The following is a 26,003-nucleotide window of genomic DNA, read 5'->3' as shown; positions in this document are numbered from 1 at the left end:
TTGCTATGTGAAAGTAGGACATTACCAGGCTTCAAATTGTAGAAAGCCCGAATCTAACGATTCGGGCTTTTTTACGTTTGCAGAAAAGTGAAATGTGCGTAATTAACACACACTCACATCAACACGCATCACGTAGGGCGGGCGAGCGCAGCGACTCCCGACGTTAAAATCACAACAAAAACCCTCGATACCCCATTCGGCCAATAAAGTAGCATTTACTACGTGACTCTCCACCGCTGTGGGTATCGTGACATTACGCAGGCTTCACATTGTAAAGAGCCTTGCTTTAACTATTCAGTAGCCTATTAGACATTCCCATTAGGTATATAGCCTTATTTACAGACACTAGTAAGCAATTAATTGGGGGGCACTATTGTGCGCTAAGTTTACCTAAGTGATTTACCGCATTACATCTGTAACTAACTGTAGTTTTAGCGCGTGCAGAATAAATACACATACCTGATAATTATACTAATCGGCAATAATACCTAATCAATTTGGTGGATTGAACTTGACGTTAATTGCGTTAGAAATTTCTGATATACGATTGCATGGATACAGAAGGTTGAGCAACTTAGGAGTAATAGGCGAGAACAACGAAATAAAGAAATTTTTGACCTCAAATAGATCATTTAACTAGGTAGATTGGCGTAAAGTTTATTTTATTTTTATATTCTCTTGGTTCTAACTAACCACCTATATACGCCAATAAAGAACAATGCAGCAGGTCCAAAGCCACTCAGCACCCAAATGACTTTTAAAATGTTACCGCCAATGCTGCCGTCATGTAGAGGGTGTATCCAGTTTTTTATTTTACTAGCCGTACTTTGCTTATCTATATTAAACACGCTCTCTAACTTTCCTGTAAGTGCATTAACCTCTATATAGCTATGTGGAAAGCGATACGAAGGATCGTTTACAGTTTGAAATCTTAATCTGTAAATAGCATTTAAGTTTGATGGTGTTTCAATCCAAGCTAAACGCGTATTCGGTAATGCTTTTTCAGCTATTAATACCGCTTGTGATAAAGGAATATTGGTTTGTTTGCTCGGTTGAATTTGTGTTTTTGGTGGAGAGTTTATATCGCTAACTAGAGCGGTTAATATAGGATCTGTTTGTTTTGGAATAGCGAGCATAACACCTGTAACAGTTAAAGCTAGTAGCGGTATGCAGAAGGTTAAACCAATTAGTTTATGCCAGTCGTATAGCAAACCTATTTTAGAGCTACGAGATTTAAATTTTAGTGCCTTTACCCACTGCCCAGGCTTTGGAAACCAAGCAAAGAATCCAGAGATAAGAAGAACTATTGAGGCTATGCCTATATAGCCAACAACGAGAGTGCCCGTTGCTCCTGTTAGTAATGAAAAATGTAAGTTGTACATCCAAGTTACTAAGTATTTTCCCCAATAGTTTTTACGTATTACTTTATCACTACTGCTAGATAGCCATACCATTAAGGGGGCAAAGCCTTGCTCTTTTGTTTCTATTGGATTGTAGTATCGCGCGGGAATTACTGAGTTTATACCTGTGTTTTCTAATCGCCATGGCCCTTGCTTTGAAGGGAAATTGGCTCTTAGCGTATTATATGCTTGATCCCAATTAGGCGTTTTTATGTTTGTAATAGCGTCATTTGCTGGATTTAGCAGTAAGTCTATTTGTGGGTAATAAACTAATACGGAGCCAGAAAGGCTAATAATAGCAAGTAAAACACCTATCGATAGACCTAAGTATAAATGTAACCGCCTGAATATTTTTCGCCATGAAAGCTTTAGTGTCATTAATTAAATAGCCGTAATGAGTAATGCAGGTTTATTGGGCATTAAAGAATGATTAATTACGCGGTATATTATATGGTTTTTTGATATGAGTTGTGCGGCATTTTGTCGCACTTATTAAATTAGGTATTTAGAAAGTAAAACGCCAGCCCTTGGCTGGCGTTAAAATACAAACTTGAAGCTTATTTAAGCTTTAGGTCCTGCATTTTTTATATCGTCTGATACGTCATACTTAGCAAAGTTTTCAGTGAAGTCTGCGGCAAGTTTTGCTGCATATTCATTGTACTTAGCTTTATCTTCCCACGTATTAATAGGATTAAGTAAGTTAGTATCTACACCTGGAACTGCTACCGGTACATCTAGGTTTAAAACATCAATGTGCTGAGTTTCAACACCCGCTAATTTACCAGATACGATTGCATCAATTACTGCACGAGTAGTTGGGATATCAAAACGTTTACCTGTGCCGTAAGGGCCGCCAGTCCAACCTGTATTCACAAGGTACACCTTAGCGCCAAACTCGCGTACACGCTTCATAAGAAGCTCAGCGTAAACACCAGCAGGGCGTGGGAAGAATGGTGCGCCAAAACATGTCGAAAATGTTGATTCAATATCGCTAGTTGAACCAATCTCAGTAGAACCAACTTTTGCTGTGTATCCACTTAAAAAGTGAAAAGCAGCAGCTTCTTCGCTAAGTATAGAAACCGGCGGTAATACACCGCTTACATCACAAGTTAAAAATACAACAGCCTTAGGTTCGCCTGCGCGGTTTTCTACTTTACGTTTTTCAACGTGTTCAAGTGGATATGCTGCACGGCTATTTTGAGTAAGGCTAGTATCGTTAAAATCTGGAACGCCTTTTTCATCTAACACTACATTTTCTAAAATAGTGCCAAAGCGAATAGCATTCCAAATTACAGGTTCATTCTTTTGTGACAGGTCGATACATTTAGCATAACAACCGCCTTCAATATTAAACACGCTTCCAGGTGCCCAGCCGTGCTCGTCATCACCAATTAAAAAGCGAGTAGGATCTGCTGAAAGAGTTGTTTTGCCCGTACCAGATAAACCGAAGAATAATGCTGTATCGCCTGCTTCACCAACGTTAGCAGAACAATGCATTGGTAATACACCTTTTGCTGGTAGTAGGAAGTTTTGTACAGAAAACATCGATTTTTTCATTTCACCGGCGTAACGCATACCTGCTAGTAATACTTTACGCTGTGCAAAGTTAATAATAACGGTGCCATCGCTATTTGTGCCATCACGTTCTGGCTCACATACAAACGAAGGAACGTTCATTACTTGCCATTGTGGTAAGTTTGAAGCGTTATAGTTCTGCGGTTCGATAAACATGTTTTTGGCAAAAATATGGTGCCACGCTGTTTCTGTAGTTACAACTACAGGTAGATAATGCTCAGGGTCTGCGCCAACTTCTAGGTGAGAGGTGAAGTGGTCATTACTTTGAACATGTGATTCTACGCGAGCCCATAATGCGTCAAATTTGTCTGCATCAAATGGACGATTAACGTTGCCCCATTGAATATCATTTTGAGTTGTTGCTTCTTGTACAATAAAACGATCTTTTGGTGAACGACCAGTTCGTTTTCCTGTAATTGCAACAAAAGCACCATTTGCGGCTAAAGTACCTTCGCCACGGCGGATCGCATGCTCGACAAGTTCAGCTGCGGTTAAATCGACAAAACGTGTAGCGCCTGTAGTCATGTTTATACCTAACTATGTGTGAGAGTTTGAACGGATAGCTCTGGGGTTATCAGTGCCCTTAAACTGAAATTATAGTAACAGAAGGTTTTAAGATATTCGAGCCCGTAAAGCCTCTAAAAACACATATATTTAAGAAAAAACATGAATAATTTCAATGATACCGGTGTCATGAAATTAGCAGAAAAGATGACACCGGTATCATCTTTTTATAATATAAAACCGCATATTTTGCGGCTTTAATTACTATATATAGATGAAGCTGAACATTTAGTTGAAAATGCTTTTTATATCTTGTTCGTTAAAAACATACTCTTTTAAACAGTAATGACAGTTAATATTAACAGACCCTTTCTCAGCTACGTCTTTAAGTAGTTCTTCTTGTCCAATATTAACAAGCGCAGTAATTGTTTTATCACGACTACAACCACATTTGAATTTAATCGCTTGAGGTTCAAATACGCGAGGATTATCTTCGTGATAAAGGCGTGTAAGGACAGTATTAGCATCAAGGTATAATAGTTCTTCATCTTTAATTGTATTACTTAATGCTTCTAGGTGTGCAAAGTCTTCAATTGATTTTTGTTTATCAACTGGGAGTACTTGTAAAAATAGACCACATGCTTTTGCGCTACCTTCTGTTGTGTCGGTTGCAAACCAAAGGCGTGTTTTTAATTGCTCTGACTGCTCAAAGTAACTTTCGATACATTCACTCAGAGTATCATGCTCTAGCGGAACTATACCTTGGTAACGTTCACCCTTACTTGGTGTAATAGTGATCACCATATAGCCCTGACCAATAAGCTCTTTTACAGTTGTGCCCGTAATTTCGCTTTGCAGGCGTGCAATACCACGCATGTTTTGTTTATCATCACCATTTATAACTGCATATTTAACTGGTCCATCACCTTGAAGCTGTACTGCAATTTCACCTTCAAACTTTAAAGTGGCGGTTAATAAACAGGTTGCAACAAGTAACTCACCTAGTAATGCTTTAACAGGGTCTGGGTAATTATGGTCGGCAATCATTTCATTATAAGCATTCTCGATTTGTACGAGTTCGCCACGAACATCTAGTTCGTTGAATAAATAACGGTGAAGTAAATCTTGTTGCATGAGCGGCTATACCTAACTTGATTTCATTTTTAAAAGTTCGCGTCGTTGCTTTTTATCCGGTTTTTTATCCGGATGAGGAGCAAAAAAGCTGTTATTTTTGCGTGCGATGCTGTTTTCTTCGCGTTTAGCAATACTTGCATCAGATTCTTGATACATGGTCTGTGCAATGGGGGCGCTTTGACGTTTTTCAAGCACTGAGAGTATAGTTATCAGCTTTTCATCTACGCCCTGAGCCAGTTTTACTTTTGCGCCAACGTCTACTATTTTACTCGCTTTTGTACGTTGCCCATTATAATGTACTTTGCCGCCTTGCACCATTTCGCGTGCAACTGCACGAGTTTTATAAAATCGCGCAGCCCATAACCATTTATCTAATCGAACTTTTAACCCATCTACAGGGTCTGAGCTGGTATTAGCATTACTTTTTTTACTCATAAGGCATTTCCCCACGTTTTTATAGCTTAAAATTTATCATGAAATCATCGTAGGATGAAGGTATTACAACGGCAGTTTACTTTTTGTACTGTTATGTAAAGTTAATTTAATCTGTTTACAAAGTTTAATATTAGTGTGCTTGTTGAAAGAAAAATGAAAGGGTACTATGGGTACGCGCTAACGCAGTAAATTAAAATAAGAACACTATTTATGGAACAGCAAATCCAACAACTAAAACAATTTTTAACTCGTTTACCGCATGCTAAGTTAAGTGCATTAGTGACACTGTTAGTTGTTGTTTATCTTGCATTTTTATTATCAAAACTTGTTTGGCTTTTGTGGCCAAAACCACCAGTAACTCTACTTACCCCTACTCATTATGCTAACCAGTCATCTGGTGCGAGTAACAACTCAGCGCAGCATATTATTGAGCAATTTTTATTTGGTAAAAAAACTGTAACAAACAACAATAATACTGCAAAGCAATCGCAGGTAATAAATAATGCGCCAGAAACGCGCTTAAGTATCAATTTAACCGGTATCGTAGCGGTTAATAACGATGACAAAGCAGGTATCGCAATTATTGAATCACAAGGTAAGCAAGTAAGCTATCTTGTTGATGAAGTAGTATCGGGTACGCGTGCTGAAGTTGCACAAATATTGCCGGATCGTATTATTTTGAGTGTTAATGGACGCTTTGAAACATTAATGCTTGATGGACTCGATTTCAGTAAGAAGGTGTCTATGCCAGTACTCGCTGCGCGTGATGATTCTGAAATGGGTCCGCAAAAATTAGAACCAAGTGATCTACAAATAGATGCCACTGCAGATCCGGACGTTAAAGAAGCAATTATAGAAACACGTGAAGAGTTACTCGAAGAGCCGGGCAAGCTATTTGACTATATACGTGTTTCACAAGCCATGAATGATGGTGAGCTAATTGGATATCGCTTAAGTCCAGGTAAAGAGCCTGAGCTATTTAAGCAAATGGGTTTAAAAAATAACGATTTAGCCATTTCTATAAATGGCTATCAATTAACAGATTTAAAACAGGCTATGTCAGCTATTAATGAGCTGCGTAATAGTACAGATGCCAATATCACTATAGAACGTGATGGTGAACAAATTGATGTGCAATTTAGTCTGCAATAATTTAGCTTTGGAGTTTTAATACGATGGTTCAGGTGCTACACCTCAAAAAAATTAAAAAAGGGTTAGCTAAGTACGCAGCACTTTTTTTGGCGGCAAGTATTTCTTTGTCTGTTTCTGCTGTTGAATATGCTGCTAACTTTAAAGGAACTGATATCAATGAGTTCATTAACATTGTTGGTAAAAACCTTAATAAAACAGTAATTATTGACCCTAACGTGCGTGGAAAGGTAAATGTTCGCAGTTACGAGTTAATGGACGAAGCACTTTATTATCAGTTCTTCTTAAATGTATTGGAAGTTTATGGCTACTCAGCTGTTGAAATGGACAATGGCATAATTAAGGTAGAAAAAAGTTCAGACGCTAAAAAATCAAATGTGCCACTTATTGACGAAGGTAGTGAAGCTAGCGGCGACATGATGATTACGCGTGTTGTACGTGTTAAAAATGTAAGTGTGCAGGAGCTTGGTCCTCTAGTTCGTCAATTTAGCGATCAAAAAGATGGTGGCCACGTTGCTAACTTTAATGCGGCTAACGTAATGATGCTAACAGGTCATGCTGCATCGGTTAATCGCTTAGTTGAGATTATTCGCTCTGTTGATCAGGCGGGTGACAAGCGTGTAGACATCGTTAAGCTTAAATATGCGACGGCAGATGATGTTGTCTCTGTGGTAGATAATATTTATAAAGACAGCGGTAAAGGCAGTGTACCTGAATTCTTAATTCCAAAAGTTGTGGCTGATGGCCGAACTAATAGCGTTATTGTAAGCGGTGAAGGCCAAGCCCGTACACGTGCTATTGAACTAATTAAGCGCTTAGATGGTGAGTTAGAAAGCCAAGGTAATACTAAGGTGTTTTACCTAAATTATGCTAAAGCTGAAGATTTGGTCAAAGTATTGCAGGGTGTTAGTAAGTCACTTGTTGAAGATGCACAAGGCGGTACTACTAAAACTCGTAGCAGAAGCAATAATGAAAGCAGTATAGAGTCTCACCCAGACTCAAACTCATTAATTATTACCGCACAGCCAGACACAATGCGATCACTTGAATCTGTAATTGAACGCCTTGATATTCGCCGTGCCCAAGTACTAGTTGAAGCCATTATTATTGAAGTAATGGAAGGCGACGGGGTTAACTTAGGCCTGCAGTGGATTTCTGAGCAGGGCGGTATGCTGCAGTTTAACAACGGCACTACGGTTCCCGTGGGCTCGTTAGCTGTTGCTGCAGAGCAAGCACAAGATGTAACCGTTACTAAAAATATAATAGGAACAGAATCTGGTACGGTAACGCCGTATACGGAAACAACAGAAGGTGACTATGGTCCATTAGCCTCCTTACTTAGTGGCATTAATGGTTTAGCGCTGGGCGTTGTTAAAAATGATTGGGGCGCAATTATTCAGGCTGTTGCCACTGATACAAATTCAAATATTTTGGCTACCCCTTCTATTACTACAATGGATAACGAAGAAGCCTCTATTTTAGTCGGTCAAGAAGTACCTATTATTACAGGCTCACAAACAGGCAGTAATAATGCTAACCCATTTCAAACAGTTGAGCGTCAAGAAGTAGGTATTAAGCTGGTAGTTACGCCACAGATTAATGATGGTTCAGCAGTACAGCTTACTATTGAGCAAGAAGTATCGAGCGTAAGTGGTGCAACTGCGGTTGATATTTCAGTAAATAAGCGTTCAATTAAAACAACTGTTATGGCCGATGATGGCGGTATGGTTGTACTTGGCGGTTTAATTGACGAAGACGTACAAGAAAGCGTTTCTAAGGTGCCGTTATTAGGCGATATCCCTATTTTAGGACACCTGTTTAGATCAACAAATACAACGCGCCGTAAGCGTAATCTTATTGTGTTTATTCGCCCAACCATTATTCGTGATGGTGTAAGCATGAATAAGTTAAGCTTTAATAAATATAACTTTATTCGTGGTGAGCAGTTTAAACAAAAAGAAGACGGTATTGAGTTAATGCCAATGACTGATACGCCTATTTTACCTGAGTGGAATGACGAATTAGTACTTCCCCCTACGTATGAAGAGTCTCTGCGTAAACAAAATGCACAAGAGCGTAAAGATGACTAATGCGATTCAAGAGATAAACCAAGATGTGGTTCATCCTAAAACGCATAATCAGGATGAGCTATTAACGAGTGATGTGTTAGTTGAGTTACCAGCAAAGCGTTTGCCGTTTTCCTATGCAAGACGTGCAGGTGTGTTACTTGGCAAAAACAAAGATCACCGCATAGTTTACTACCGTGGTGAGCTAGATGTGGAAGTACTATTAGAAGTACGCCGTATCGCAGGCCATGGTTTTACACTTGAGCAATTGGCTGATGATAAATTTGAGCTATTGCTTGAAGCGTCATACCAACGTGATAGCTCTGAAACACAACAAATGATGGAAGATATTGGCAACGAGGTTGATTTATTCTCACTTGCTGATGAACTTCCGCAAACTGAAGATTTACTGGCTGGTGACGATGATGCGCCAATAATCAAGCTTATTAACGCCATGCTAAGTGAAGCGATTAAAGAAGGGGCTTCTGATATTCATATCGAAACCTTCGAGCAAGAGCTTGTTATTCGCTTTAGGGTCGATGGCGTGCTTAAAGAAGTACTTAAGCCTAATCGTAAACTTGCATCGTTACTTGTGTCTCGTATTAAAGTAATGGCTAAGCTTGATATAGCCGAAAAACGCATTCCACAAGATGGCCGTATTAGCTTACGTATTGCCGGGCGTGCAGTTGATGTGCGTGTGTCTACAATGCCATCGAGCTTTGGTGAGCGTGTAGTACTGCGTTTACTTGATAAAAACAACGCGCGTTTAAACCTTGAAGATTTAGGTATGACCGCAGATAACCGTGCATTGTTTTCAGATTTAATTAGTAAACCCCACGGCATTATTTTAGTAACAGGGCCAACGGGCTCTGGTAAAAGTACCACTCTATACGCTGGTATGAGCCAAATTAACTCACGCGATCGCAATATTCTTACCGTTGAAGATCCGATAGAGTACGAAATTCCAGGCATTGGGCAAACACAAGTTAATGCAAAAGTTGATATGACATTTGCACGTGGTTTACGTGCAATATTACGCCAAGATCCTGATGTAGTAATGGTGGGTGAAATACGCGACCTTGAAACTGCGCAAATTGGTGTTCAAGCGTCACTTACCGGCCACCTTGTTATGTCTACTCTGCATACTAATACCGCATCGGGTGCAATTACACGTATGGAAGATATGGGTGTTGAACCATTCTTACTTTCATCGTCGTTACTCGGTGTGTTGTCGCAACGGCTAGTACGTACATTGTGTAATACCTGCAAAGAAGGTCACACGGCTGATGAGCATGAATGCCAGCTGTTAGGGGTTCCTTTTGAAAGCCAACCGACAATTTATCGAGCAGTAGGGTGTGAAGAGTGTAACTTTAATGGCTATCGTGGTCGTACGGGTATTCACGAGTTACTTGTAGTTGATGAAACAATACGCGAAATGATTCACAACGGTAAAGGCGAGCAAAGCGTAGAGAAATACATTCGTAAGCGCAGCCCAAGTATTCGCCAAGATGGTTGTAGCCGTGTACTTGTAGGTAAAACAACACTTGAAGAAGTATTGCGTGTTACCCGTGAGGAAGGTTAACTATGGCGGCGTTTGAATACCGTGCCTTAGATGGCCGAGGTAAAGAAAAAAAAGGCATTTTAGAAGCTGATACAGCTAAACAAATTCGCCAAACTTTACGTGATCAAAAACTTACGCCGCTTGAAGTTGTCCCTGCGGCGCAAAGTGATAAACAAGTCAAAGGCGAAAAAGCCCCTTTACTCGGTGGCTTTTTTAAGCCTACAATTTCAACCTCAGACTTAGCATTAATTACAAGGCAATTAGCAACACTTATTCAATCGGCACTTCCTGTTGAAGGCGCTGTTATGGCGGTTGCTGAGCAATGCGAAAAGCCGCGTTTAAAGCGGATGCTTATGTCGGTACGCTCAAAAGTAGTCGAAGGTTACACCCTTGCCGATGGTCTTAGTGAGTTTCCTCATGTTTTTGACGACTTATATCGTGCAATGGTAGCCGCAGGCGAAAAGTCGGGTCACCTTGACCAAGTACTTAATCGTTTAGCCGACTATACCGAGCAGCGCCAACATATGCGTAGCCAAATAACTCAGGCTATGGTTTACCCCATTATATTAGTGGTATTTGCAATTGGTATTGTGTCGGTATTACTGGGCACCGTAGTACCAAAAATATTAAAAACGTTTGAAAAAACGAAACAAGTACTTCCTTGGACAACCGAATGGGTTATGGCAGGCAGCCATTTTGTGCAAAATTATTGGTTTATTAGTTTAATAGCGATTACAGCTATAGCCATTGGTATTAAGCATGCACTTAAGCAGCCTAAAATACGTTTTTGGTGGGATGACCGAGTGCTACATATGCCAGGTATAGGTAAAGTGGCTCGTGGTATTAACACCGCACGTTTTGCGCGTACTTTAAGTATTTTATCGTCAAGCTCGGTACCATTGCTCGAGGGGATGCGTATCTCGGGTGGTGTATTAATTAACGAAAAAATTAAAAAAGCGGTTGCAGATGCATCCGATAGAGTGAGTGAGGGTGCAAGCTTAAGAGCTGCACTTCAGCAAACTAAGTTGTTTCCACCAATGATGCTGCATATGATAGCAAGTGGTGAAAAATCAGGTGAACTAGAGCAAATGTTAGAGCGTGCTGCAAATAACCAAGATCGCGAATTTGAGAGCATGGTTAATGTATCGCTTAAACTACTAGAGCCTGCGATGATCGCCTCAATGGCGGTTATTGTATTATTTATAGTAATGGCAATATTGCAGCCAATAATGGCGATGAATAAAGCTGTTGGACTTTAAGTTAGAATAAATTTTTAAATATATTAATGGTTTTACCTAAACCATTTTTACTTAATGTTTTTAGAATAATGAGGTAATTACGTGAATAAACAATCAGGTTTTTCTTTACTAGAAGTGATGGTGGTACTGGTTATCATCGGGATGATTATGTCAATTGTTGCACCTAACATTATGGGTCAGCAAGAAGAGGCTGCTATCGATAAAGCGCATCTAGATATTCAGCAATTAGAAGATGCAATGAGCTTATACAAGCTTAAAAATAAGAGCTACCCAAGCACAGAGCAAGGTCTTGAAGCGCTAGTTACTCAAACAAGCATTGAACCGGTTCCAAAACGTTTCCCTGACGGTGGTTTTATTAATGAATTACCAGAAGATCCATGGGGTAATCTATATCAGCTAATTAGCCCAGGTGAAATTGGCAAGTTTGATATTTTTTCTATGGGCCCTGATGGTGAAGTAGGTACTGATGATGATATCGGTAACTGGGACGAAGAAAAACAATAATGCTTAAGTACACTGCTTTGTATGAACATGTTAATGCTAGAGGCTTGCTATGAAAGCAAGCCTTAAGCAGCGCCATGCAAAAAGCAGAGGCTTTAGTTTAATAGAAATTTTAGTGGTATTAGTGATTATCGCTTTTGCTACAAAAATGGTGGTATATAGCTTAGAAGGCGGTGCTGAGGAAGAATTAGATACTCAAGCATTAAGGCTGCATACCACCATTAACATGGCATCGGAATTTGCCATTTTAAACCAAGTTGAATTGGGCTTATTAGTAGAAGAAAATACGTTAGAGTATTTAGTTTTCGATGGTGAAAAGTGGATTACCTTTGACCGTGAAGATCTTTTTAAACCAATAGAGTTAGATGAAAGATTAAAGCTCACTCTCAACTTAGAAGATTTAGCGTGGGCGCAAGATAACCTCTTAGAGCAATCTAACTGGCGCGAACTTATGAGTGGCGGCGATGAGGACAGTTTACTTGAGCTTAAAAAGTTAAAAATCCCACAAGTGCTTATTTTGTCATCAGGTGAGGTAAGCGCGTTTCAACTTATATTAGAGTTAAAAGAGCAAAGCGAGCCTGTGTATTACATTGAAGGTGAATTTGCTGCACCAGTAAACTTTCGCCGAGAGCCAGAATAATGAAGCGCACTAAAGGGTTTACCTTATTAGAGGTATTAGTGGCATTAAGTATTTGTGCTATGGCGGGTATAGCTGCAATGCAAGCAACAAGCGAGCACATACACCACTTAACGACTATTGAAGAGCAAACCTATGCATCTTGGGTCGCCGAAAACGTTATTATTGAACAGCGTACTAAAGGCGAACAATGGCAAGGTAAAAATAACCTTAAAGGCAGCGAAGTAATGGGCGGTGTTGAATGGTTTTGGCAGCAAGAAGTAACAGCCACTGCTGACAAAAGCTTTGTTAAGTTAACCATAAATGTTTTTACGGATGAAAAATATGAGCATTCGGCATATGAGTTATCAACGTATCTAAATAAAGGCAAAAAGTAAGTGAAGCAGCGCGGGTTTACATTACTTGAAGTTATGGTAGCACTGGGTATTTTAGCTTTTGTTATTATTGCTACTCATCAAATATTAGAGACGACAACAAGAGCAAAAGATGCCTCCGATGAAAAAATTGCTGAGTTAAATGGGTTGCAAACAACATTTAGGTTAATGGATCAAGATTTTAGCCAAATGACTAAACGTGCAGTACGAAACGAATCTGGTGATGTTCAAGAACAATATTTACTTGCTGGTCGTTACGTTTTAGAAAGCCAATACGATGGTATTGCGTTTGTACGAGATGGCTGGATAAATCCAATTAATTTATTGCCACGTTCAGAACTACAAGCCGTTGGTTATAGAGTGATAGACGATAACCTTGAGCGTGTTTATCGGGTTTATGTTGATCAGCTTGATAATATGGAACCGCGAGTTCAACGTGTACTAGAAAATGTTGAAGAGCTTAAGTTTGAGTTTTTAGATGATAAAAACGAATGGCAAGAACAGTGGGAAATTAAAGCTCTCCCTAAAGCGGTTGCTGTTACTTTGCAACAAATAGAAGCAGAGCCAATTCGTCGTGTATTTTTAGTTCCTGGGCAAGGCAAAGTTGTTGCTACACAAAGTACGGATGTGAATAATGGTTAAGCAGCAATCATCGCGCGGCGCAGCACTTGTTATTGTTTTGTTTATTGTGGCATTAGCGGCTATTTTAGCAGTAGAAATGAGTGCTAATTTAATGGTTCAAGTGCAAAAAAGCACTAATTTGCAAGGTCATCAGCAAGCTAAATGGTACGCCTACGGTGCAGAAGAGCTTGCTATTAAAGGGCTAATACAAAGTAAAAAAGATGATGCTGATAAAACAACACTTGATCAAGTTTGGGCAACTCTAGGTGATGCTTCATACCCTGTTGATAACGGCACGTTAAGTGGCAAAATTACTGATTTACAAGCATGTTTAAATTTAAATGCTTTAGCCATAGCGCCAGAAGAAAATAGCGCAAGTAAAACAAACCCTGCACATAAAGCACTATTTGCATTACTTGAAAACATTGAAGATTTACCTGCTGATGAATCAGAAGAGACAATGGCAGATAGCGTATTTGATTGGCTTGACGAGGACAGTATTACATATCGCTCAGGCGCAGAAGAAGACGAGTATTTATCACGAGATTTTCCGTATATGACAGCCAATAGTTTATTTGCATCAACATCGGAATTACGCTTGGTTAAGGGCTTTAACCCATTAGTGATGGAAAAAGTACTGCCATATGTATGTGTAATACCAGGCAGTACGCTTTTATCTATTAACGTAAATACATTAATCCCAGAGCAAGCACTCATACTCAGTGCCTTAATAGAAAGCTTGAGCTTATCTGGTGCAGAGGCTGTGATAGGTGCAAGACCGCAAACTGGCTTTGACACCATTGATGAATTTTTTGAACAGGTGAAGCAACAAGGCGGTACTAATACCGACTCAGTCAAAAGTTTATTTAGTATTAAAAGCGAATATTTTAAATTACAAACGCAGGCAAATTTTGTCGACCTGCGTTTTTCGATGACCACATTACTGCACGCTAAAGACGGTGACGTAACGATACTGGCGCGAAAATTTGGAGGCGTACAGTGACAGAAATACTGTTGATCCGCACGGGTCAAACCGAGCAAGAATTGCTTAATTGGTTAATTTACTCACCACAAGAACAAGAAATAATAGCCAGTGGCGAGTTACCAAATGCAGAGCATTTAAGTGAGCTAAGCGAAAAAGCACTTACCCGAGAAGTGGTCGTGTTGTTACCAAGTGATCAAGTGCAATTAAAAACGGTCGCTTTGCCAACAAAATGGAATCGCAAGCTTGAGCAAGCATTGCCATACATGCTGGAGGAAGATATAGCATGTGACGTAGATGAACTGTTTATAGCAGTAGCGCAGCCGACAATGCTTGGTGAGCAACATGCAATTCGTGTAGCAATGACAGACCGTGAATGGTTTGAACAATGGCTCGCATTATTTGTAGAGCATAATCTATCAGTATACAGAATATTACCCGATGCTTTGTTGTTACCGCTTGCAGATGATGGCGCAGTTACCGCTATCGAGCTCAATAACCAATGGTTATTTAAGCAGGGGCAATGGCATATAGGTGCGGTTGAATCTAGTTGGTTAAATGGCTACTTAACAGCCATGGGTAATCCTGATATTAAACATTTTAGCCCAGCTAGTCAGTTTCCAGAAAGCGTTAACTTACAAGCGCAAACGAGTGAGTACGACTTACCTCTAGCATTATTTGCAAAGCAGTTAGATAGCGTTAACTTTAACTTACGCCAAGGTATGTATCAGCTTAAAAAACAAAGCGCTTTATGGTGGGGTTACTGGAAAGGCGCCGCAATTATAGCAAGTGTTGCATTGGTTTCTACTATTACAATAAAAGCTATTGAGTTACACCAACTTAATACACAAGTAGAAGTAGCTAAAGCTCAAGTAGTCGACAGATACCAAAAAGCATTCCCAGGAACTAAAGTTCGCCCCAATCTAATTAAAAGCCAAATTAAAGGCGCGTTAGATAAAGTGCAAGGCTCAAGTGAGTCGGGCTTTTTAGACTTAACGACTAATTTGGTTGATGTATTTTCGCAAGTCAGCGAATTTACACCTGAAACACTTCGTTATGACAAACGTCGCAATGAGCTGCGCATTCGTGCACGTGCTAAAGACTTCCAAACCTTTGGTAAAGTAAAAATCATACTTGAAAAACAAGGTTTAACTGTTGAGCAAGGGTCTTTAAATAACGACGGTGATTATGTCGTTGGTGAAATTAAACTGCGAGGTGCAGTATGAAAAAGCAGTTAATGCAACAATGGCGCTCGCTTAAAGAGCAAGAACAACAATTGGTAATGGTCGCTGGTGGCGTGTTTATTATTTTTGTTTTAGTAATGGGAATATTTCGACCATTAAATAATGCGATAGAAAAGGCACAGCAATCTCAAATTAAACAACAAGAGCTATTAGCTTGGGTTGATGAAAGCATTGTTAAGCTAAAGGCTGCGGGTAACACCAGTGTTGCTAGCAATGCAAACTTAAGCCAAATTGTTAATTCTACACGTGGGCGCCATCAAATAAGTATTAGTAAAATGCAGCCAAGTAGTGATTCGCTACGTTTGACGCTCGACTCTGTAGAATTTAATCAGTTAATAGAGTGGTTAGATGAGCTAGTGAATCAACACGGCTTAAAAATTGAAAACTTAGATTTGAGCCGCGATGATAAATCAGGCTATGTGCGTGTAAGCCGTTTAGTATTAGAGAATTAATTAATGAAAAAAATAATAACGTTATCGGCTGTCTTTTTAATTAGTTTTATTGTGTTTTGTATTATTAAATTACCAGCACATATTGCACTAGATATAGCAAAACCGTACTTTCCAAAGCAATTAGAAGTAGGGCAAACTGTAGGCACTGTTTGGCAAGGTCAAATGATGCAAGTTCGTTTTGATGGTGAACAGTTAAATAATGTTCGCTGGGACATTGCTGGCTGGAAGTTATTTACAGGCAAGCTAAATGCGAATGTGAAGTTTGGTAATGCACGAGAGCGTAGTGATATCTCGGGTTATGCTGATGTAAGTTATGGGCTTTTTAATCAAGAAGTTAAAGTGACTGACGGCCTAGTGCGCTCAACAGTAGAGCGTGCAATGCAGCGCGTGCAGCTTCCCCTACCTGTAACCGCTAAAGGGCGTGTAATTTTAGAACTTGATGAATACAGCTCAGGTGCACCTTATTGTGATTCACTAAAAGGTGAAATAGCGAGCCCTAATATTGACGTGCAAGGCTTAAATGGGTGGTTTAATATTGGCCCTCTGGCTGGTAAGTTAAGCTGTAAGTCGGGCGATATTGCTATATTAATTGACCCAGATAATACGCTTGGCCTTGTGGCAGATGCTACACTTAAAGCTAATTTCGACTTTAGTGTGGCAGGTTATGTAAAACCAGATGCTAGCTTACCTAAAGATGTACATGATGCGGTTAAATTTTTAGGCCGACCAGATAGCCAAGGTCGTTACCTGCTCAACTTTTAATGTTTGAATATAAAGAGTTTTAATGCAAATACCCCAATTTACTGAGCTGCACGCAAAGCAGCTCAGCACATTTTTAAATACCCAATCTCAAGCAATGACCCTTCAACAAAGCCAAGGCTATTTATTTGGCGTTATTTGTTCGCCCAATCCATTAGATGTGCATGAGTGGCTTGAGCAGATATTACCAAATACAGCTAATGATTTAGATGAAGAAGTACTTTTCTTGTTTATGGCGCTATACCATAAAATTAGTGAGCAAGTATTTGAAACAGGATACAAACTACCCGTTGAGTTTACTATTGAGTTTTGTAAACCATGGAGCGAAGGCTTTTTAGTGGCTACTAAAGCATATGCAGAGCCACTTTTAAATGCACCTGAGTTAGATGCTGAATTTAAAGAAGCATTAGAGAGTGCATTAAGTACACTGAGCTTTTTTGCTCTTGATCAGCAAGCAATTACTCAGATTGCTCAGCAAAATAGTATGACTAAAGAAGCCTTATGCCAGTATCAATATGAATCAATGGGTGACTTTGCACTAGGCTTTGCGGAGCTCATAGAAGTTGTTGCCATTAACAGTGGTTTAATAACTGATGACAGCTGGGACGAATAGTTTTAGCTTAAGCGCTTAGGTAATCTAAGCGCTTAGTTCTAATACAATATCAGTACAGCCTTGCTTACACTTTACCATACCTTTACCAGGCTCGCAGGTGGCTAAATCAAGTGTTAAAACTCCATTACATTTCTCACACTTTAACGTTTTGCCTTGTGCTAATTGTTTAAGCATGTTGCGCTGTTTATGAAATGAGTCGCTTGCTTTTTTATTTAATCCTGAAAAATCCACTACTTTGCTCGCTTTTGCTCTAATGCTTCAGTCACTATTTTACATACTGTATTTAAACGATCGCCATAAAAATAAAGGTTTAAGTCACGTTCACGACAATAGCGTAGGTGAAATAACTGAACAGAGTCATCTGTTGTAAACGTTTTTTCTACGTACTCCCCCTCAGATTCAGACAATTTAAGTTGACTGCTGATCCTATTTTTAGCCATATTTGCAGCAGGGCTTCTGTTAACCTTACTTGCATCACTTAAAAAACCAATGCCTTCACCTAATAACCTTTCGCGAGGTTCTTTTATAAGCGGATGATCGATTGTAAAAAAGGCAAGGATCACAACTACCAAAATAATAAATTTTTTCATGGATACGTAAACCTTGATCTAAGTAGGGTTGAATTACCATGCAGTGTAATAAACTGCATTTTAAAAGCAAGTAACTGGGATGAATAAATTATTAGCGATCTATGCCAGTAATTTTAACCAACATTGTTATAATGGTTAACAGCAGTCAGATATTTCTGAAATATCTGAAAGTATTCGAGAAGGCAATTTATTAAAGTAAATCTGCCTAGCAAGTAACTTGCTAGCTTTAAGTATAGAGTACTTGAGTATTGCTGGATTTTTATTTCCAAGCGGCGTTGAGGAACTTCGATGGACAAACAAATTAAAGTAAAGAATATCCCTGTAGAGGTGAAAATCCAAAAACCGGATTTAAGCCGTCAAGATGATAGGTTCAATCCCCGAAATCGTATTTATGTGCGTGCCGTAAAAGGCCTACATCAATTACTTAGGCAGCGCATTGGCTTTTTAGGCCTACTTGCGTTTATGTTACTTCCTTGGATTAATTTTAACGGCCAGCAAGCAGTGCTGTTTGATCTAATTGGTCAAAAATACAATATTTTTGGTTTAACGCTATGGCCTCAAGATTTTACCATATTAGCGTTTATTTTTATGCTGGCAGCATTTGCGCTGTTTTTAGTGACCACCTTCTATGGACGGGTGTGGTGTGGCTACACATGTCCGCAAACTGTTTGGACCTTTATTTTTATTTGGTTTGAAGAAAAGCTTGAGGGCACGGCTAATCAGCGTAAAAAACTCGATCAAAGACCCATGAATTTTGATAAGTTTTGGCGTAAAACGGCAAAGCATACTAGTTGGGTATTGTTTTCGTTATATACCGCTATTTCTTTTGTGGGTTACTTTACGCCAATCAGAGAGTTACTTCCTGATTTTGTAACGTTTAACGTGGGTGGTTATGCACTAGTCAGTATTATTTTCTTTGCTGCGTGTACCTATGGTAATGCCGGTTGGATGCGAGAAATTATGTGTTTACACATTTGCCCTTACTCACGTTTTCAATCAGCTATGTTTGATAAAGATACATACACTGTAACGTACGACGAAAGCCGTGGTGAAAGCCGTGGTCCTCGTTCACGTAAAGTAGATCATGAAGATTTAGAGCTAGGCGACTGTATCGACTGCAACCTGTGTGTTCAAGTGTGCCCAACAGGTATTGATATTAGAAATGGGCTGCAAGCTGAGTGTATTAACTGTGGTGCATGTATTGATGCGTGTGATGGCGTAATGGATAAAATGGAATACCCGCGTGGACTTATTTCATATACGACAGAGCGAAACCTCGAAACCCCAGAAAATAAAACGAATCCACTACGAGCTAAAATCATTGGTTACACGGTCATACTTGTTGTGCTTACGGGAGCACTTGTAGCTAATATAGCGCTGCGTAAAACAATGGACTTTGATATCATTCGTGATCGAAACCAATTATATCGTGTCGATTTTGATGGTTTAGTAGAGAACACCTATACATTAAAGGTAATTAATAAAGCGCAGTACGAGCAAACCTTTAATATTAAAGTACAAGGGTTAGATAACTTTAAGTATATTGGTAAGCAGTCATTTACTGTGCAGGCAGGGCAATCTCATAATGTGCCATTGTCGCTTGTAATGGACCCTTATGATTTAAAAGCGCCAATGACAGAGTTTAATTTTGTGCTTTCACCGGTAGATGAGCCGGATGAAACAATATCGCAGTCGAGTAACTTTTTTAAAGCGCGATAATCACAACCTACCTTAAATAGGTAAGTTGATATAGCAATTAACAAAAGCGGGTATATAACCCGCTTTTTATTTTATATAAGAAGAGTATGAGTAAATTTAGTTTTATTGACTTAACACCTGACCTAATACTCGATGCAATAGAAAGCGTAGGTGTGTACGCTGAATCTGGTTTGTTGGCACTCAATAGCTATGAAAACAGAGTGTACCAATTTAAAGCCGATGATGGCCTGCGTTACGTAGTGAAGTTTTATCGCCCAGAGCGCTGGAGTAAAGAGCAAATTCAAGAAGAGCATGATTTTGCATTTGAACTGGCAGAAGCGGAAGTGCCTGTTGTTGCCCCTATTTTATATAATGGGCAAAGCTTGTTTGAACACGAAGGTTATTTGTTTGTGTTGTTTCCAAGTGTCGGCGGGCGTTTATTTGAGGTTGATAACTTAGACCAGCTTGATGTAATGGGGCGTTTAATTGGCCGTATGCACCAAGTAGCTAAAACAAAGCCTTTTACTTATAGGCCAACAGTTACTTGCGAGGAGTATTTACATACAGCCAAAGTTCATCTTCAAAAAAGTAACTTAGTGCCTATGGGAATAAATACTGCCTTTTATACTATTTTAGATTTAGTGATAGAGCAGGCGCAAAAACAGTATAAAGATGTGCAAAGTATTCGCTTACATGGTGACTGCCACGTTGGTAATATTTTGTGGGCAGGTGATGCGCTAATGTTTGTTGATTTAGATGACAGCCGCCAAGGTCCTGCAATCCAAGATTTATGGATGATGCTCAGTGGCGATAGAGCGACGCAACTGTTACAGTTAGACACCCTTGTGAGTGCGTATGAAGAGTTTTGTGATTTTGATCACTCTCAACTCAAATTAATTGAACCGCTGCGAGCGATGCGTATTATCCATTATATGGGATGGGTAGCTAAACGATGGAGCGATCCTGCCTTTGTGCGGAACTTTACATGGTTTGCTGATGACAAATACTGGGAGCAACAAATTTTAGCACTGAAGGAGCAACTTGCAGCACTGCAAGAAGCACCGTTAAAGTTATTGCCGTAATATTTTATTTAAAGACAAGTACAACGAGATACAAATGCTTAAAAAATTAAAACTGAGTTTATTACTTTTATGTTTACCATTTGCAGCACTTGCTGCACAGTTTGAAGTTGATAATCAATACACTGTTATTGATGTAGACAAAAGTACATCACCACAAGTAACCGAGTTTTTCTCATTTTACTGTCCACATTGCTTTAAGTTTGAACCAGTAGCAAAAGCAATTGAACAAGGCTTGCCAGAAGGCGCGGAGTTTATTAAAAACCACGTGAACTTTTTAGGTGGCGTGTCGCCACAAGCACAAAGTAATTTAAGCTTTGCCTACTTAATTGCTAAGCAGCATGGTCAGGCGCAGAGTATTAGCGATCAAATTTTTAAAAGTATTCATGTTCAGCGTGCTCCTTTAACTGAAATGAAAGACGTTAAAAAATTACTTGAAGTAAACGGTATTGATAGCGCAACGTTTGATCAAGAAATTGCAAGCATGCCAGTTATTTCGGCTGAGCAAGCAATGCAAAACAAACAAAATAAATATTCAAAATTAGGCGCACTTACAGGTGTACCTACTTTTATTGTTAACGATAAATATAAAATAAACCTCAACACCATCAAAAATCAAAAAGAACTTGATGAGTTAGTAGCGTTTTTATTAGCACTATAAATTTCGGAGCATAATAATGATTAAATTAGTTAAAGCAGGTTTGCTTGCAGTACTACTTCCTATGGCGGCAACAAGCTTTGCAGCAACGTATGAAGAAGGCGTGCATTACGACGTTGTTTCTGAGCGCGCAACAAAAAAGCCAGAAATTAAAGAGTTTTTCTCATTTTACTGCCCTGCATGTAATAACATGGAAGCACTAATTGGTGAGTTTAAGCCTAAGCTTGATAAAAACGTTAAATTTAAAAAGAGCCATGTTGATTTTGTAGGTGTACGCGACCCAGAAAACCAACAGATGATGAGCCAAGCACTCGCTACTGCAGAAGTGCTTCCGCAAAAAGATAAAATTGTCTCTGCAATCTTTAATCATATTCATACAAAGCGCGCTAGTTTTAATGAGCTTGCAGATGTAAAAGATATATTTGTAGCGCAGGGCGTTGATGGCGATAAGTTTGATAAGCTGTTTAAAAGCTTCTCGGTACGTACGCTGAGCTCTAAAATGAAACGCGATCAAGACTACTTTAAAGAAAAAGGCGCACTACGTGGCGTACCTACATTTATTGTAAATGGTAAGTATAAATTAAACCTAGGTCGTGAGTCGGGTATTACTGAACCAGAAGATATTAGCAAACTGATTAATTACTTAGCTAACAAGTAAGTTTAGCTAAAACTAAAAAAGCTCCTACAAGGAGCTTTTTTTATGGGTAACGTTTACTGAGCGTATTTATTTGCGCTGCAAGAAAACACCCGACTCAATGTGATGTGTATATGGGAACTGATCAAATATAGCAAAGCGCTTAACGTTGTGCGTACGTGTTAGGTGATCAAGGTCACGCTCAAGGGTTTCAGGATTACACGATATATAAATTATGCTTTCGTAGTTAGCTACTAAGTCACACGTTAATTCATCCATGCCCGCGCGCGGTGGATCAACTAATATGGTTTGGCAGTCATAGCTTTTAAGGTCAATACCGTCTAAACGAGAGAAAGTACGCTCGCCATTCATTGCTTGAGTAAACTCTTCACTAGACATACGAATAATATCTAAGTTCTCTACGTTATTTTTAGCAATATTGTATTGAGCAGAATGAACAGATGATTTTGATATTTCTGTTGCTAATACTTTATTAAAACAGCCCGCTAACGCAATTGAAAAGTTACCGTTACCGCAATACAGTTCTAATAAATCATTTTTAAGTGGTTTACATAAATCTTGCGCCCACTCCAGCATATTAATATTTACTTTTGCATTAGGCTGAGTAAAGCTATTTTCTACTTGTTGATAAATAAGCTCTTGACCATTAACTGTTAAACGCTCAGTTACAAAGTCATCACCCAGCACTTCTTTTTGTTTGCGAGCACGGCCGATAAAGTCAATTTTGTATTTACTGCTTAGTTTTTCTTTAAGCGCTTTAATTTCACTTAACCATTCATCATCAAGTGGTTTGTGATAAAGCAAGCTTACTAAAATTTCACCGCTTAGCGTGGATAGGTAATCGATTTGAAATAACTTACGACGTAATATTTCACAAGGCTTAAGATGCTCAATCATCACCTGCATTATTTCACCAACTAGAGGCGCTGCTGGATCAAATGTATCAACACGGATTTTTTCTTTTGTTTGTTGATCAAACATAATGTGAAACAGATCGTCACCGTCGTGCCATACTCTAAATTCAGCACGTTGGCGGTAGTTAGTTGGCTCTGAGCTAAATACTTCTAGTTGCTCCACACCAAAACGTTGGAACTGTGCACTAATACGCTGCTCTTTTTCACTTAACTGCGTTTGGTACTGTGTGGTATCTATTTTAATAACTGCCATTAACGCTACTACCTTATCTAAGATCTGTTTATCGGCGCTATTGTAGGGAGCGCTGCGTATTTGTCTAGTTTTGGCTAGCATTTATGCTGTTTTATTGAACATTGTACTTTAGTTTTTGTTGTTATAGCCGATAATAAACTACGCACGCTTAGGAGACGAATCATGAAAATAGGTAATTATGGCTTTACGCCAAACAACAACATCAATAAATTCAATAATAAAGCTGATATACAGCAACCTACAATTACGTCTCCTCAAGATAGCTATCAACAACGAGGCCGAGAGTTGGCCGCAAAGGTGCTTGGCGATAAAATGGCTGAGCAGCTTGGATTGCCTATCGCAGAAAAAAAAGCAGATAAACCACTATTTGATTTTGATGAAATAGTAAAAAACGTACTCGATTTTGTAAGTCGTGCTGTTAATAAAGCAAAAGCTAATGGCGCTGATGACGAAAAGCTCAAAGATATGTTAGGCGACGCGCGCAAAGGAGTCCAAATAGGGATTGACGACGCTGTTGATGAACTCAAAGGTACAGGTGTATTTAATGATGACATGGAAGAGGGGATTAATAAGTCCAAAGAGGGAATTTACAATGGGCTCGATAAGTTTGAAGAGTCGTTATTTAACCCACAACCTGCCAGCGTAAATATAAGCCAGGCTCAATATGTCAGTATGACGAGTAATGCAGAGTATAAATTTACCACCGCAGAGGGTGACGAGGTAAGTATTAGCTTTGCAGATGCATTTGAATCTCAGTCGGCAAGTGGCTATCAGCAAAACAGTAATAGCGAGTCGTTTGCAAGCTCATCATCGCAATCTCGACAGGTATCATTTTCGATGTCGGTTAATGGTGACTTAAATGAGCAAGAGCAAGAAGCTATTAATGCAATGATGGAAGACTTACAAGATCTAAGTAAAACCTTTTTTGGTGGTGATTTAGATGAAGCATTTGAACAAGCGCAAGAGCTGAGTTTAGACAGCGATCAGCTGGTGGCTTTTTCTATGGATTTACGCCAAACAAAAACAATAGCAACAGTTAAAAGCTATGAAGAATATAGACCAGCACCAGAAAAACGAGTAGCGGAAGGTTTAGCTCCTTTTAATGATGACCTTAAAAATGCTTTTGAAAAAGCGGGTGAGCTTGGATTACAAAATCAGCTAGCTGGCATTCTCCAATGGTTAAATCAAGATCAGGAGCAAATAGATAAGTTAGTGGATTACACAAAGTCTATGTTCGAAAACCTTAATCAGTTAAATTCGGCAGCCGACGAGCTTGCTGATTTAGAAACCACGCAAAGTTAAACTACTTTCTTTTATAAATACCTCATGGCAAACTGCCGTTCTTAAAGTAAAGTGGGAACGGTAGTTTGTCAGCGCATATAATGGTCTTTGATTCAGGTATTGGTGGAACTACTGTACTTGAGCATATAAAGCAAAGTATCCCCAATGCTCAGTACAGTTATTTTATGGATAATGCATTACTACCTTATGGTGCTCAATCCCAAAAAACAATCATTAACCGATTATGCTCACTTATTCATTTCATCAAAGCTAATACGCTTAACGTTGATTTAATTGTAATAGCGTGTAATACCGCTTCTACATCTGCACTTAGCGCTGTTCGCCAAATGACAGATATTCCTATAGTAGGTGTTGTGCCAGCAATAAAGCCTGCGGCAGAGTTAACACGTTCAAATCATATTGGCTTATTAGCCACACCGGCAACGGTCGCCAGTTCATACACTAAAACATTAATTACTGAGCATGCACGTAATGTAACCGTTAATCTATATAGCAGTGTGGAGTTAGTAACTTTAGCTGAGCAATACTTTTTTACAGAGTCTTTGGATACAAACAAGTTGCATCAAGTGCTTGATGACCTACATATAGATAAAACTATAGATGTACTTGTATTAGGATGTACGCACTTTCCAATATTAGCAGAGCCTATTAGTCAGTATTTTAAAGGGAATGTAAAATTACTTGATTCAGGTGTAGCGATAGCAAACAGAGTCAACTACCTACTTAACCAACTTAACTTGTGTGTGAATAAACTAACAGACATAAAAAAGCCGCTGCAATATTATGCAACGGCTGATGTGTTTAGCAATAAGCTAGCGGTAAAGCTAGTTACACTGACTGATCCGTCTCAGTACGTAGAGCATTAGAATCATCTTCTTGTTTTTGTTTTGCTTCACGTACCTTTAAAGTACGTTGTTGGAACTCGCTATCGTTCAAGTTAGCAATTGCATTGTCTGCATCAGCTTGCGCCATTTCAACAAAACCAAAGCCACGACGCTTGCCAGTATTCTTATCCTTTAATAAACGAACATTGAATACTTTGCCTTGTTCTTCAAATAATGCACGAACCACACCTTCGTTTGCACGATAAGGAAGGTTACCAACATAAAGCGTTTTTGTTTTAACTTCAGCTTCTTCAGTCACATCAGATGACATTGCAGCAATAGCAATCGCACCTATTAATAAACCAGCACCAAATAGTAATGCAGGGTTTAAAGCTAAGCCGCCTAAAGCAAACTCAACAACAACAAAACCAACTACAGCAAGAATAACAGAGAAGATAAAAGATTTTTGATCGGGTAATTTCATTTTAGATCTACCAATAAACAGGAAATAAACATTAATTTAACATTGTGAACTTGCTATCTTAACGTCTAAATCAAACATAGCAATGATATTTGTATTAAATAATAAATAAGAGCACAAAAAAGCATCATCTTAGGAAGGTTTTCATATGGTTTTACATGGTTTTGTTCTATTTTTGTTCGAACAGTAAAAAGATCTAAAAAAAGGGTTGATCTGTTTTCGGATCTCCCTATAATGCGACCCCACTGAGACGGGAAACGCCAACGCATAGCGAGGCAGGAAC

Annotated in this window: 27 protein-coding genes; 19 read left to right on the top strand and 8 right to left on the bottom strand. The window is 39.1% G+C overall.

What is annotated here, in order from left to right; translation table 11 throughout:
- Positions 1–668 precede the first annotated feature (668 nt).
- From I6F50_RS19225 to hslR, 4 genes are all read right to left on the bottom strand, one after another.
- Entirely contained in the window at positions 669–1,778 is a 1,110-nt protein-coding gene (locus I6F50_RS19225; RefSeq protein ID WP_197142720.1) for a PepSY domain-containing protein, read from the bottom strand.
- A gap of 183 nt (positions 1,779–1,961) precedes the next feature.
- On the bottom strand, positions 1,962–3,500 hold the full coding sequence (locus I6F50_RS19220; RefSeq protein WP_007586595.1) for a phosphoenolpyruvate carboxykinase: 1,539 nt from the start codon (positions 3,498–3,500) through the stop codon (positions 1,962–1,964).
- A gap of 267 nt (positions 3,501–3,767) precedes the next feature.
- Positions 3,768–4,613 carry an Hsp33 family molecular chaperone HslO gene (gene hslO, locus I6F50_RS19215; protein WP_165729497.1) on the bottom strand — a complete coding sequence of 282 codons (846 nt, stop codon included), beginning with the start codon at positions 4,611–4,613 and terminating at the stop codon, positions 3,768–3,770.
- 12 nt (positions 4,614–4,625) lie between these two features.
- On the bottom strand, positions 4,626–5,048 hold the full coding sequence (gene hslR, locus I6F50_RS19210) for a ribosome-associated heat shock protein Hsp15 (RefSeq protein WP_007586590.1): 423 nt from the start codon (positions 5,046–5,048) through the stop codon (positions 4,626–4,628).
- Between the two features lie 210 nt (positions 5,049–5,258).
- On the opposite strand from hslR, the gene gspC reads away from it, so the two are divergent.
- The 13 genes from gspC to I6F50_RS19145 all read left to right on the top strand — a co-directional run bounded on the left by gspC (position 5,259) and on the right by I6F50_RS19145 (position 17,266).
- Positions 5,259–6,200 carry a type II secretion system protein GspC gene (gene gspC, locus I6F50_RS19205; RefSeq protein ID WP_010555417.1) on the top strand — a complete coding sequence of 314 codons (942 nt, stop codon included), beginning with the start codon at positions 5,259–5,261 and terminating at the stop codon, positions 6,198–6,200.
- 23 nt (positions 6,201–6,223) lie between these two features.
- A complete protein-coding gene (gene gspD / locus I6F50_RS19200; RefSeq protein ID WP_024591434.1) occupies positions 6,224–8,287 on the top strand; it encodes a type II secretion system secretin GspD in 2,064 nt (687 codons plus the stop codon).
- On the top strand, positions 8,280–9,845 hold the full coding sequence (gspE, locus tag I6F50_RS19195; protein WP_010555415.1) for a type II secretion system ATPase GspE: 1,566 nt from the start codon (positions 8,280–8,282) through the stop codon (positions 9,843–9,845). The genes gspD and gspE overlap by 8 nt, the downstream gene beginning before the upstream one ends.
- Before the next feature lie 2 nt (positions 9,846–9,847).
- Positions 9,848–11,083, top strand: a complete 1,236-nt coding sequence (gspF, locus tag I6F50_RS19190) for a type II secretion system inner membrane protein GspF (protein WP_002962033.1) — start codon at positions 9,848–9,850, stop codon at positions 11,081–11,083.
- Positions 11,084–11,164: 81 nt separating this feature from the next.
- Entirely contained in the window at positions 11,165–11,587 is a 423-nt protein-coding gene (gene gspG, locus I6F50_RS19185) for a type II secretion system major pseudopilin GspG (RefSeq protein ID WP_007586585.1), read from the top strand.
- A gap of 49 nt (positions 11,588–11,636) precedes the next feature.
- Complete coding sequence (locus tag I6F50_RS19180) at positions 11,637–12,224, top strand: Tfp pilus assembly protein FimT/FimU (RefSeq protein WP_010555414.1); 588 nt, start codon at positions 11,637–11,639, stop codon at positions 12,222–12,224.
- Positions 12,224–12,598, top strand: a complete 375-nt coding sequence (gene gspI / locus I6F50_RS19175; RefSeq protein ID WP_002962039.1) for a type II secretion system minor pseudopilin GspI — start codon at positions 12,224–12,226, stop codon at positions 12,596–12,598. The genes I6F50_RS19180 and gspI overlap by 1 nt, the downstream gene beginning before the upstream one ends.
- Positions 12,599–13,237, top strand: a complete 639-nt coding sequence (gspJ, locus tag I6F50_RS19170; protein WP_010555413.1) for a type II secretion system minor pseudopilin GspJ — start codon at positions 12,599–12,601, stop codon at positions 13,235–13,237.
- Positions 13,230–14,219 (top strand): type II secretion system minor pseudopilin GspK, encoded by a 990-nt coding sequence (gspK, locus tag I6F50_RS19165; RefSeq protein WP_197177038.1) that lies wholly within the window; start codon positions 13,230–13,232, stop codon positions 14,217–14,219. The genes gspJ and gspK overlap by 8 nt, the downstream gene beginning before the upstream one ends.
- On the top strand, positions 14,216–15,424 hold the full coding sequence (gene gspL / locus I6F50_RS19160; protein WP_024591438.1) for a type II secretion system protein GspL: 1,209 nt from the start codon (positions 14,216–14,218) through the stop codon (positions 15,422–15,424). The genes gspK and gspL overlap by 4 nt, the downstream gene beginning before the upstream one ends.
- A complete protein-coding gene (gene gspM, locus I6F50_RS19155; protein WP_024597722.1) occupies positions 15,421–15,894 on the top strand; it encodes a type II secretion system protein GspM in 474 nt (157 codons plus the stop codon). Before gspL ends, gspM begins: the two co-directional genes overlap by 4 nt.
- Before the next feature lie 3 nt (positions 15,895–15,897).
- Positions 15,898–16,656: a type II secretion system protein N gene (locus tag I6F50_RS19150; RefSeq protein ID WP_197177037.1), complete on the top strand. Its 759-nt coding sequence runs from the start codon at positions 15,898–15,900 to the stop codon at positions 16,654–16,656.
- A gap of 22 nt (positions 16,657–16,678) precedes the next feature.
- A complete protein-coding gene (locus tag I6F50_RS19145) occupies positions 16,679–17,266 on the top strand; it encodes a UPF0149 family protein (RefSeq protein WP_165739656.1) in 588 nt (195 codons plus the stop codon).
- Between the two features lie 24 nt (positions 17,267–17,290).
- Here the strand turns inward: I6F50_RS19145 and I6F50_RS19140 are convergent, their stop codons facing one another.
- Both I6F50_RS19140 and I6F50_RS19135 read right to left on the bottom strand, forming a co-directional pair.
- The gene (locus I6F50_RS19140) at positions 17,291–17,497 is read right to left on the bottom strand and encodes a hypothetical protein (RefSeq protein ID WP_165729494.1); all 207 of its coding nucleotides are present in this window, start codon (positions 17,495–17,497) and stop codon (positions 17,291–17,293) included.
- Entirely contained in the window at positions 17,497–17,856 is a 360-nt protein-coding gene (locus I6F50_RS19135) for a hypothetical protein (protein ID WP_165729493.1), read from the bottom strand. The genes I6F50_RS19140 and I6F50_RS19135 overlap by 1 nt, the downstream gene beginning before the upstream one ends.
- 288 nt (positions 17,857–18,144) lie before the next feature.
- On the opposite strand from I6F50_RS19135, the gene ccoG reads away from it, so the two are divergent.
- The 4 genes from ccoG to I6F50_RS19115 all read left to right on the top strand — a co-directional run bounded on the left by ccoG (position 18,145) and on the right by I6F50_RS19115 (position 21,949).
- Positions 18,145–19,575, top strand: coding sequence for a cytochrome c oxidase accessory protein CcoG (gene ccoG, locus I6F50_RS19130; protein WP_024591440.1), 1,431 nt, complete (start codon positions 18,145–18,147; stop codon positions 19,573–19,575).
- Between the two features lie 86 nt (positions 19,576–19,661).
- A complete protein-coding gene (locus tag I6F50_RS19125) occupies positions 19,662–20,636 on the top strand; it encodes a serine/threonine protein kinase (RefSeq protein WP_010555410.1) in 975 nt (324 codons plus the stop codon).
- 34 nt (positions 20,637–20,670) lie between these two features.
- The gene (locus I6F50_RS19120) at positions 20,671–21,294 is read left to right on the top strand and encodes a thiol:disulfide interchange protein DsbA/DsbL (protein WP_007586563.1); all 624 of its coding nucleotides are present in this window, start codon (positions 20,671–20,673) and stop codon (positions 21,292–21,294) included.
- A gap of 16 nt (positions 21,295–21,310) precedes the next feature.
- Positions 21,311–21,949 (top strand): thiol:disulfide interchange protein DsbA/DsbL, encoded by a 639-nt coding sequence (locus tag I6F50_RS19115; protein ID WP_010555409.1) that lies wholly within the window; start codon positions 21,311–21,313, stop codon positions 21,947–21,949.
- Between the two features lie 66 nt (positions 21,950–22,015).
- Here the strand turns inward: I6F50_RS19115 and trmA are convergent, their stop codons facing one another.
- On the bottom strand, positions 22,016–23,113 hold the full coding sequence (gene trmA, locus I6F50_RS19110; RefSeq protein WP_007582854.1) for a tRNA (uridine(54)-C5)-methyltransferase TrmA: 1,098 nt from the start codon (positions 23,111–23,113) through the stop codon (positions 22,016–22,018).
- A 162-nt stretch (positions 23,114–23,275) separates the two neighbouring features.
- On the opposite strand from trmA, the gene I6F50_RS19105 reads away from it, so the two are divergent.
- The gene (locus I6F50_RS19105; protein WP_165729491.1) at positions 23,276–24,415 is read left to right on the top strand and encodes a DUF5610 domain-containing protein; all 1,140 of its coding nucleotides are present in this window, start codon (positions 23,276–23,278) and stop codon (positions 24,413–24,415) included.
- Positions 24,416–24,480: 65 nt separating this feature from the next.
- Positions 24,481–25,281 (top strand): glutamate racemase, encoded by an 801-nt coding sequence (gene murI / locus I6F50_RS19100; RefSeq protein ID WP_166379497.1) that lies wholly within the window; start codon positions 24,481–24,483, stop codon positions 25,279–25,281.
- Here murI and I6F50_RS19095 read toward each other — a convergent pair.
- Positions 25,244–25,723, bottom strand: a complete 480-nt coding sequence (locus I6F50_RS19095) for an RNA-binding protein (protein WP_007582860.1) — start codon at positions 25,721–25,723, stop codon at positions 25,244–25,246. The two genes, murI and I6F50_RS19095, sit on opposite strands and share 38 nt — an antisense overlap.
- Positions 25,724–26,003 lie beyond the last annotated feature (280 nt).

It is taken from the genome of Pseudoalteromonas sp. NZS127_1, from assembly GCF_015864295.1.
Lineage (GTDB): Bacteria > Pseudomonadota > Gammaproteobacteria > Enterobacterales > Alteromonadaceae > Pseudoalteromonas > Pseudoalteromonas arctica.
The sequence above is the reverse complement of the archived record's forward strand: the minus strand, read 5'-3'. Positions and strand labels throughout refer to the sequence as shown.

What these genes read in the sequence shown, in the direction of transcription:
- I6F50_RS19225 (WP_197142720.1), bottom strand. Translation starts at nt 1,778, where the DNA reads ATGACACTAAAGCTTTCATGGCGAAAAATATTCAGGCGGTTACATTTA.
- I6F50_RS19220 (WP_007586595.1), bottom strand. Translation starts at nt 3,500, where the DNA reads ATGACTACAGGCGCTACACGTTTTGTCGATTTAACCGCAGCTGAACTT.
- hslO (WP_165729497.1), bottom strand. Translation starts at nt 4,613, where the DNA reads ATGCAACAAGATTTACTTCACCGTTATTTATTCAACGAACTAGATGTT.
- hslR (WP_007586590.1), bottom strand. Translation starts at nt 5,048, where the DNA reads ATGAGTAAAAAAAGTAATGCTAATACCAGCTCAGACCCTGTAGATGGG.
- gspC (WP_010555417.1), top strand. Translation starts at nt 5,259, where the DNA reads ATGGAACAGCAAATCCAACAACTAAAACAATTTTTAACTCGTTTACCG.
- gspD (WP_024591434.1), top strand. Translation starts at nt 6,224, where the DNA reads ATGGTTCAGGTGCTACACCTCAAAAAAATTAAAAAAGGGTTAGCTAAG.
- gspE (WP_010555415.1), top strand. Translation starts at nt 8,280, where the DNA reads ATGACTAATGCGATTCAAGAGATAAACCAAGATGTGGTTCATCCTAAA.
- gspF (WP_002962033.1), top strand. Translation starts at nt 9,848, where the DNA reads ATGGCGGCGTTTGAATACCGTGCCTTAGATGGCCGAGGTAAAGAAAAA.
- I6F50_RS19180 (WP_010555414.1), top strand. Translation starts at nt 11,637, where the DNA reads ATGAAAGCAAGCCTTAAGCAGCGCCATGCAAAAAGCAGAGGCTTTAGT.
- gspI (WP_002962039.1), top strand. Translation starts at nt 12,224, where the DNA reads ATGAAGCGCACTAAAGGGTTTACCTTATTAGAGGTATTAGTGGCATTA.
- gspK (WP_197177038.1), top strand. Translation starts at nt 13,230, where the DNA reads ATGGTTAAGCAGCAATCATCGCGCGGCGCAGCACTTGTTATTGTTTTG.
- gspM (WP_024597722.1), top strand. Translation starts at nt 15,421, where the DNA reads ATGAAAAAGCAGTTAATGCAACAATGGCGCTCGCTTAAAGAGCAAGAA.
- I6F50_RS19150 (WP_197177037.1), top strand. Translation starts at nt 15,898, where the DNA reads ATGAAAAAAATAATAACGTTATCGGCTGTCTTTTTAATTAGTTTTATT.
- I6F50_RS19145 (WP_165739656.1), top strand. Translation starts at nt 16,679, where the DNA reads ATGCAAATACCCCAATTTACTGAGCTGCACGCAAAGCAGCTCAGCACA.
- I6F50_RS19135 (WP_165729493.1), bottom strand. Translation starts at nt 17,856, where the DNA reads ATGAAAAAATTTATTATTTTGGTAGTTGTGATCCTTGCCTTTTTTACA.
- ccoG (WP_024591440.1), top strand. Translation starts at nt 18,145, where the DNA reads ATGGACAAACAAATTAAAGTAAAGAATATCCCTGTAGAGGTGAAAATC.
- I6F50_RS19125 (WP_010555410.1), top strand. Translation starts at nt 19,662, where the DNA reads ATGAGTAAATTTAGTTTTATTGACTTAACACCTGACCTAATACTCGAT.
- I6F50_RS19120 (WP_007586563.1), top strand. Translation starts at nt 20,671, where the DNA reads ATGCTTAAAAAATTAAAACTGAGTTTATTACTTTTATGTTTACCATTT.
- I6F50_RS19115 (WP_010555409.1), top strand. Translation starts at nt 21,311, where the DNA reads ATGATTAAATTAGTTAAAGCAGGTTTGCTTGCAGTACTACTTCCTATG.
- trmA (WP_007582854.1), bottom strand. Translation starts at nt 23,113, where the DNA reads ATGGCAGTTATTAAAATAGATACCACACAGTACCAAACGCAGTTAAGT.
- I6F50_RS19105 (WP_165729491.1), top strand. Translation starts at nt 23,276, where the DNA reads ATGAAAATAGGTAATTATGGCTTTACGCCAAACAACAACATCAATAAA.
- I6F50_RS19095 (WP_007582860.1), bottom strand. Translation starts at nt 25,723, where the DNA reads ATGAAATTACCCGATCAAAAATCTTTTATCTTCTCTGTTATTCTTGCT.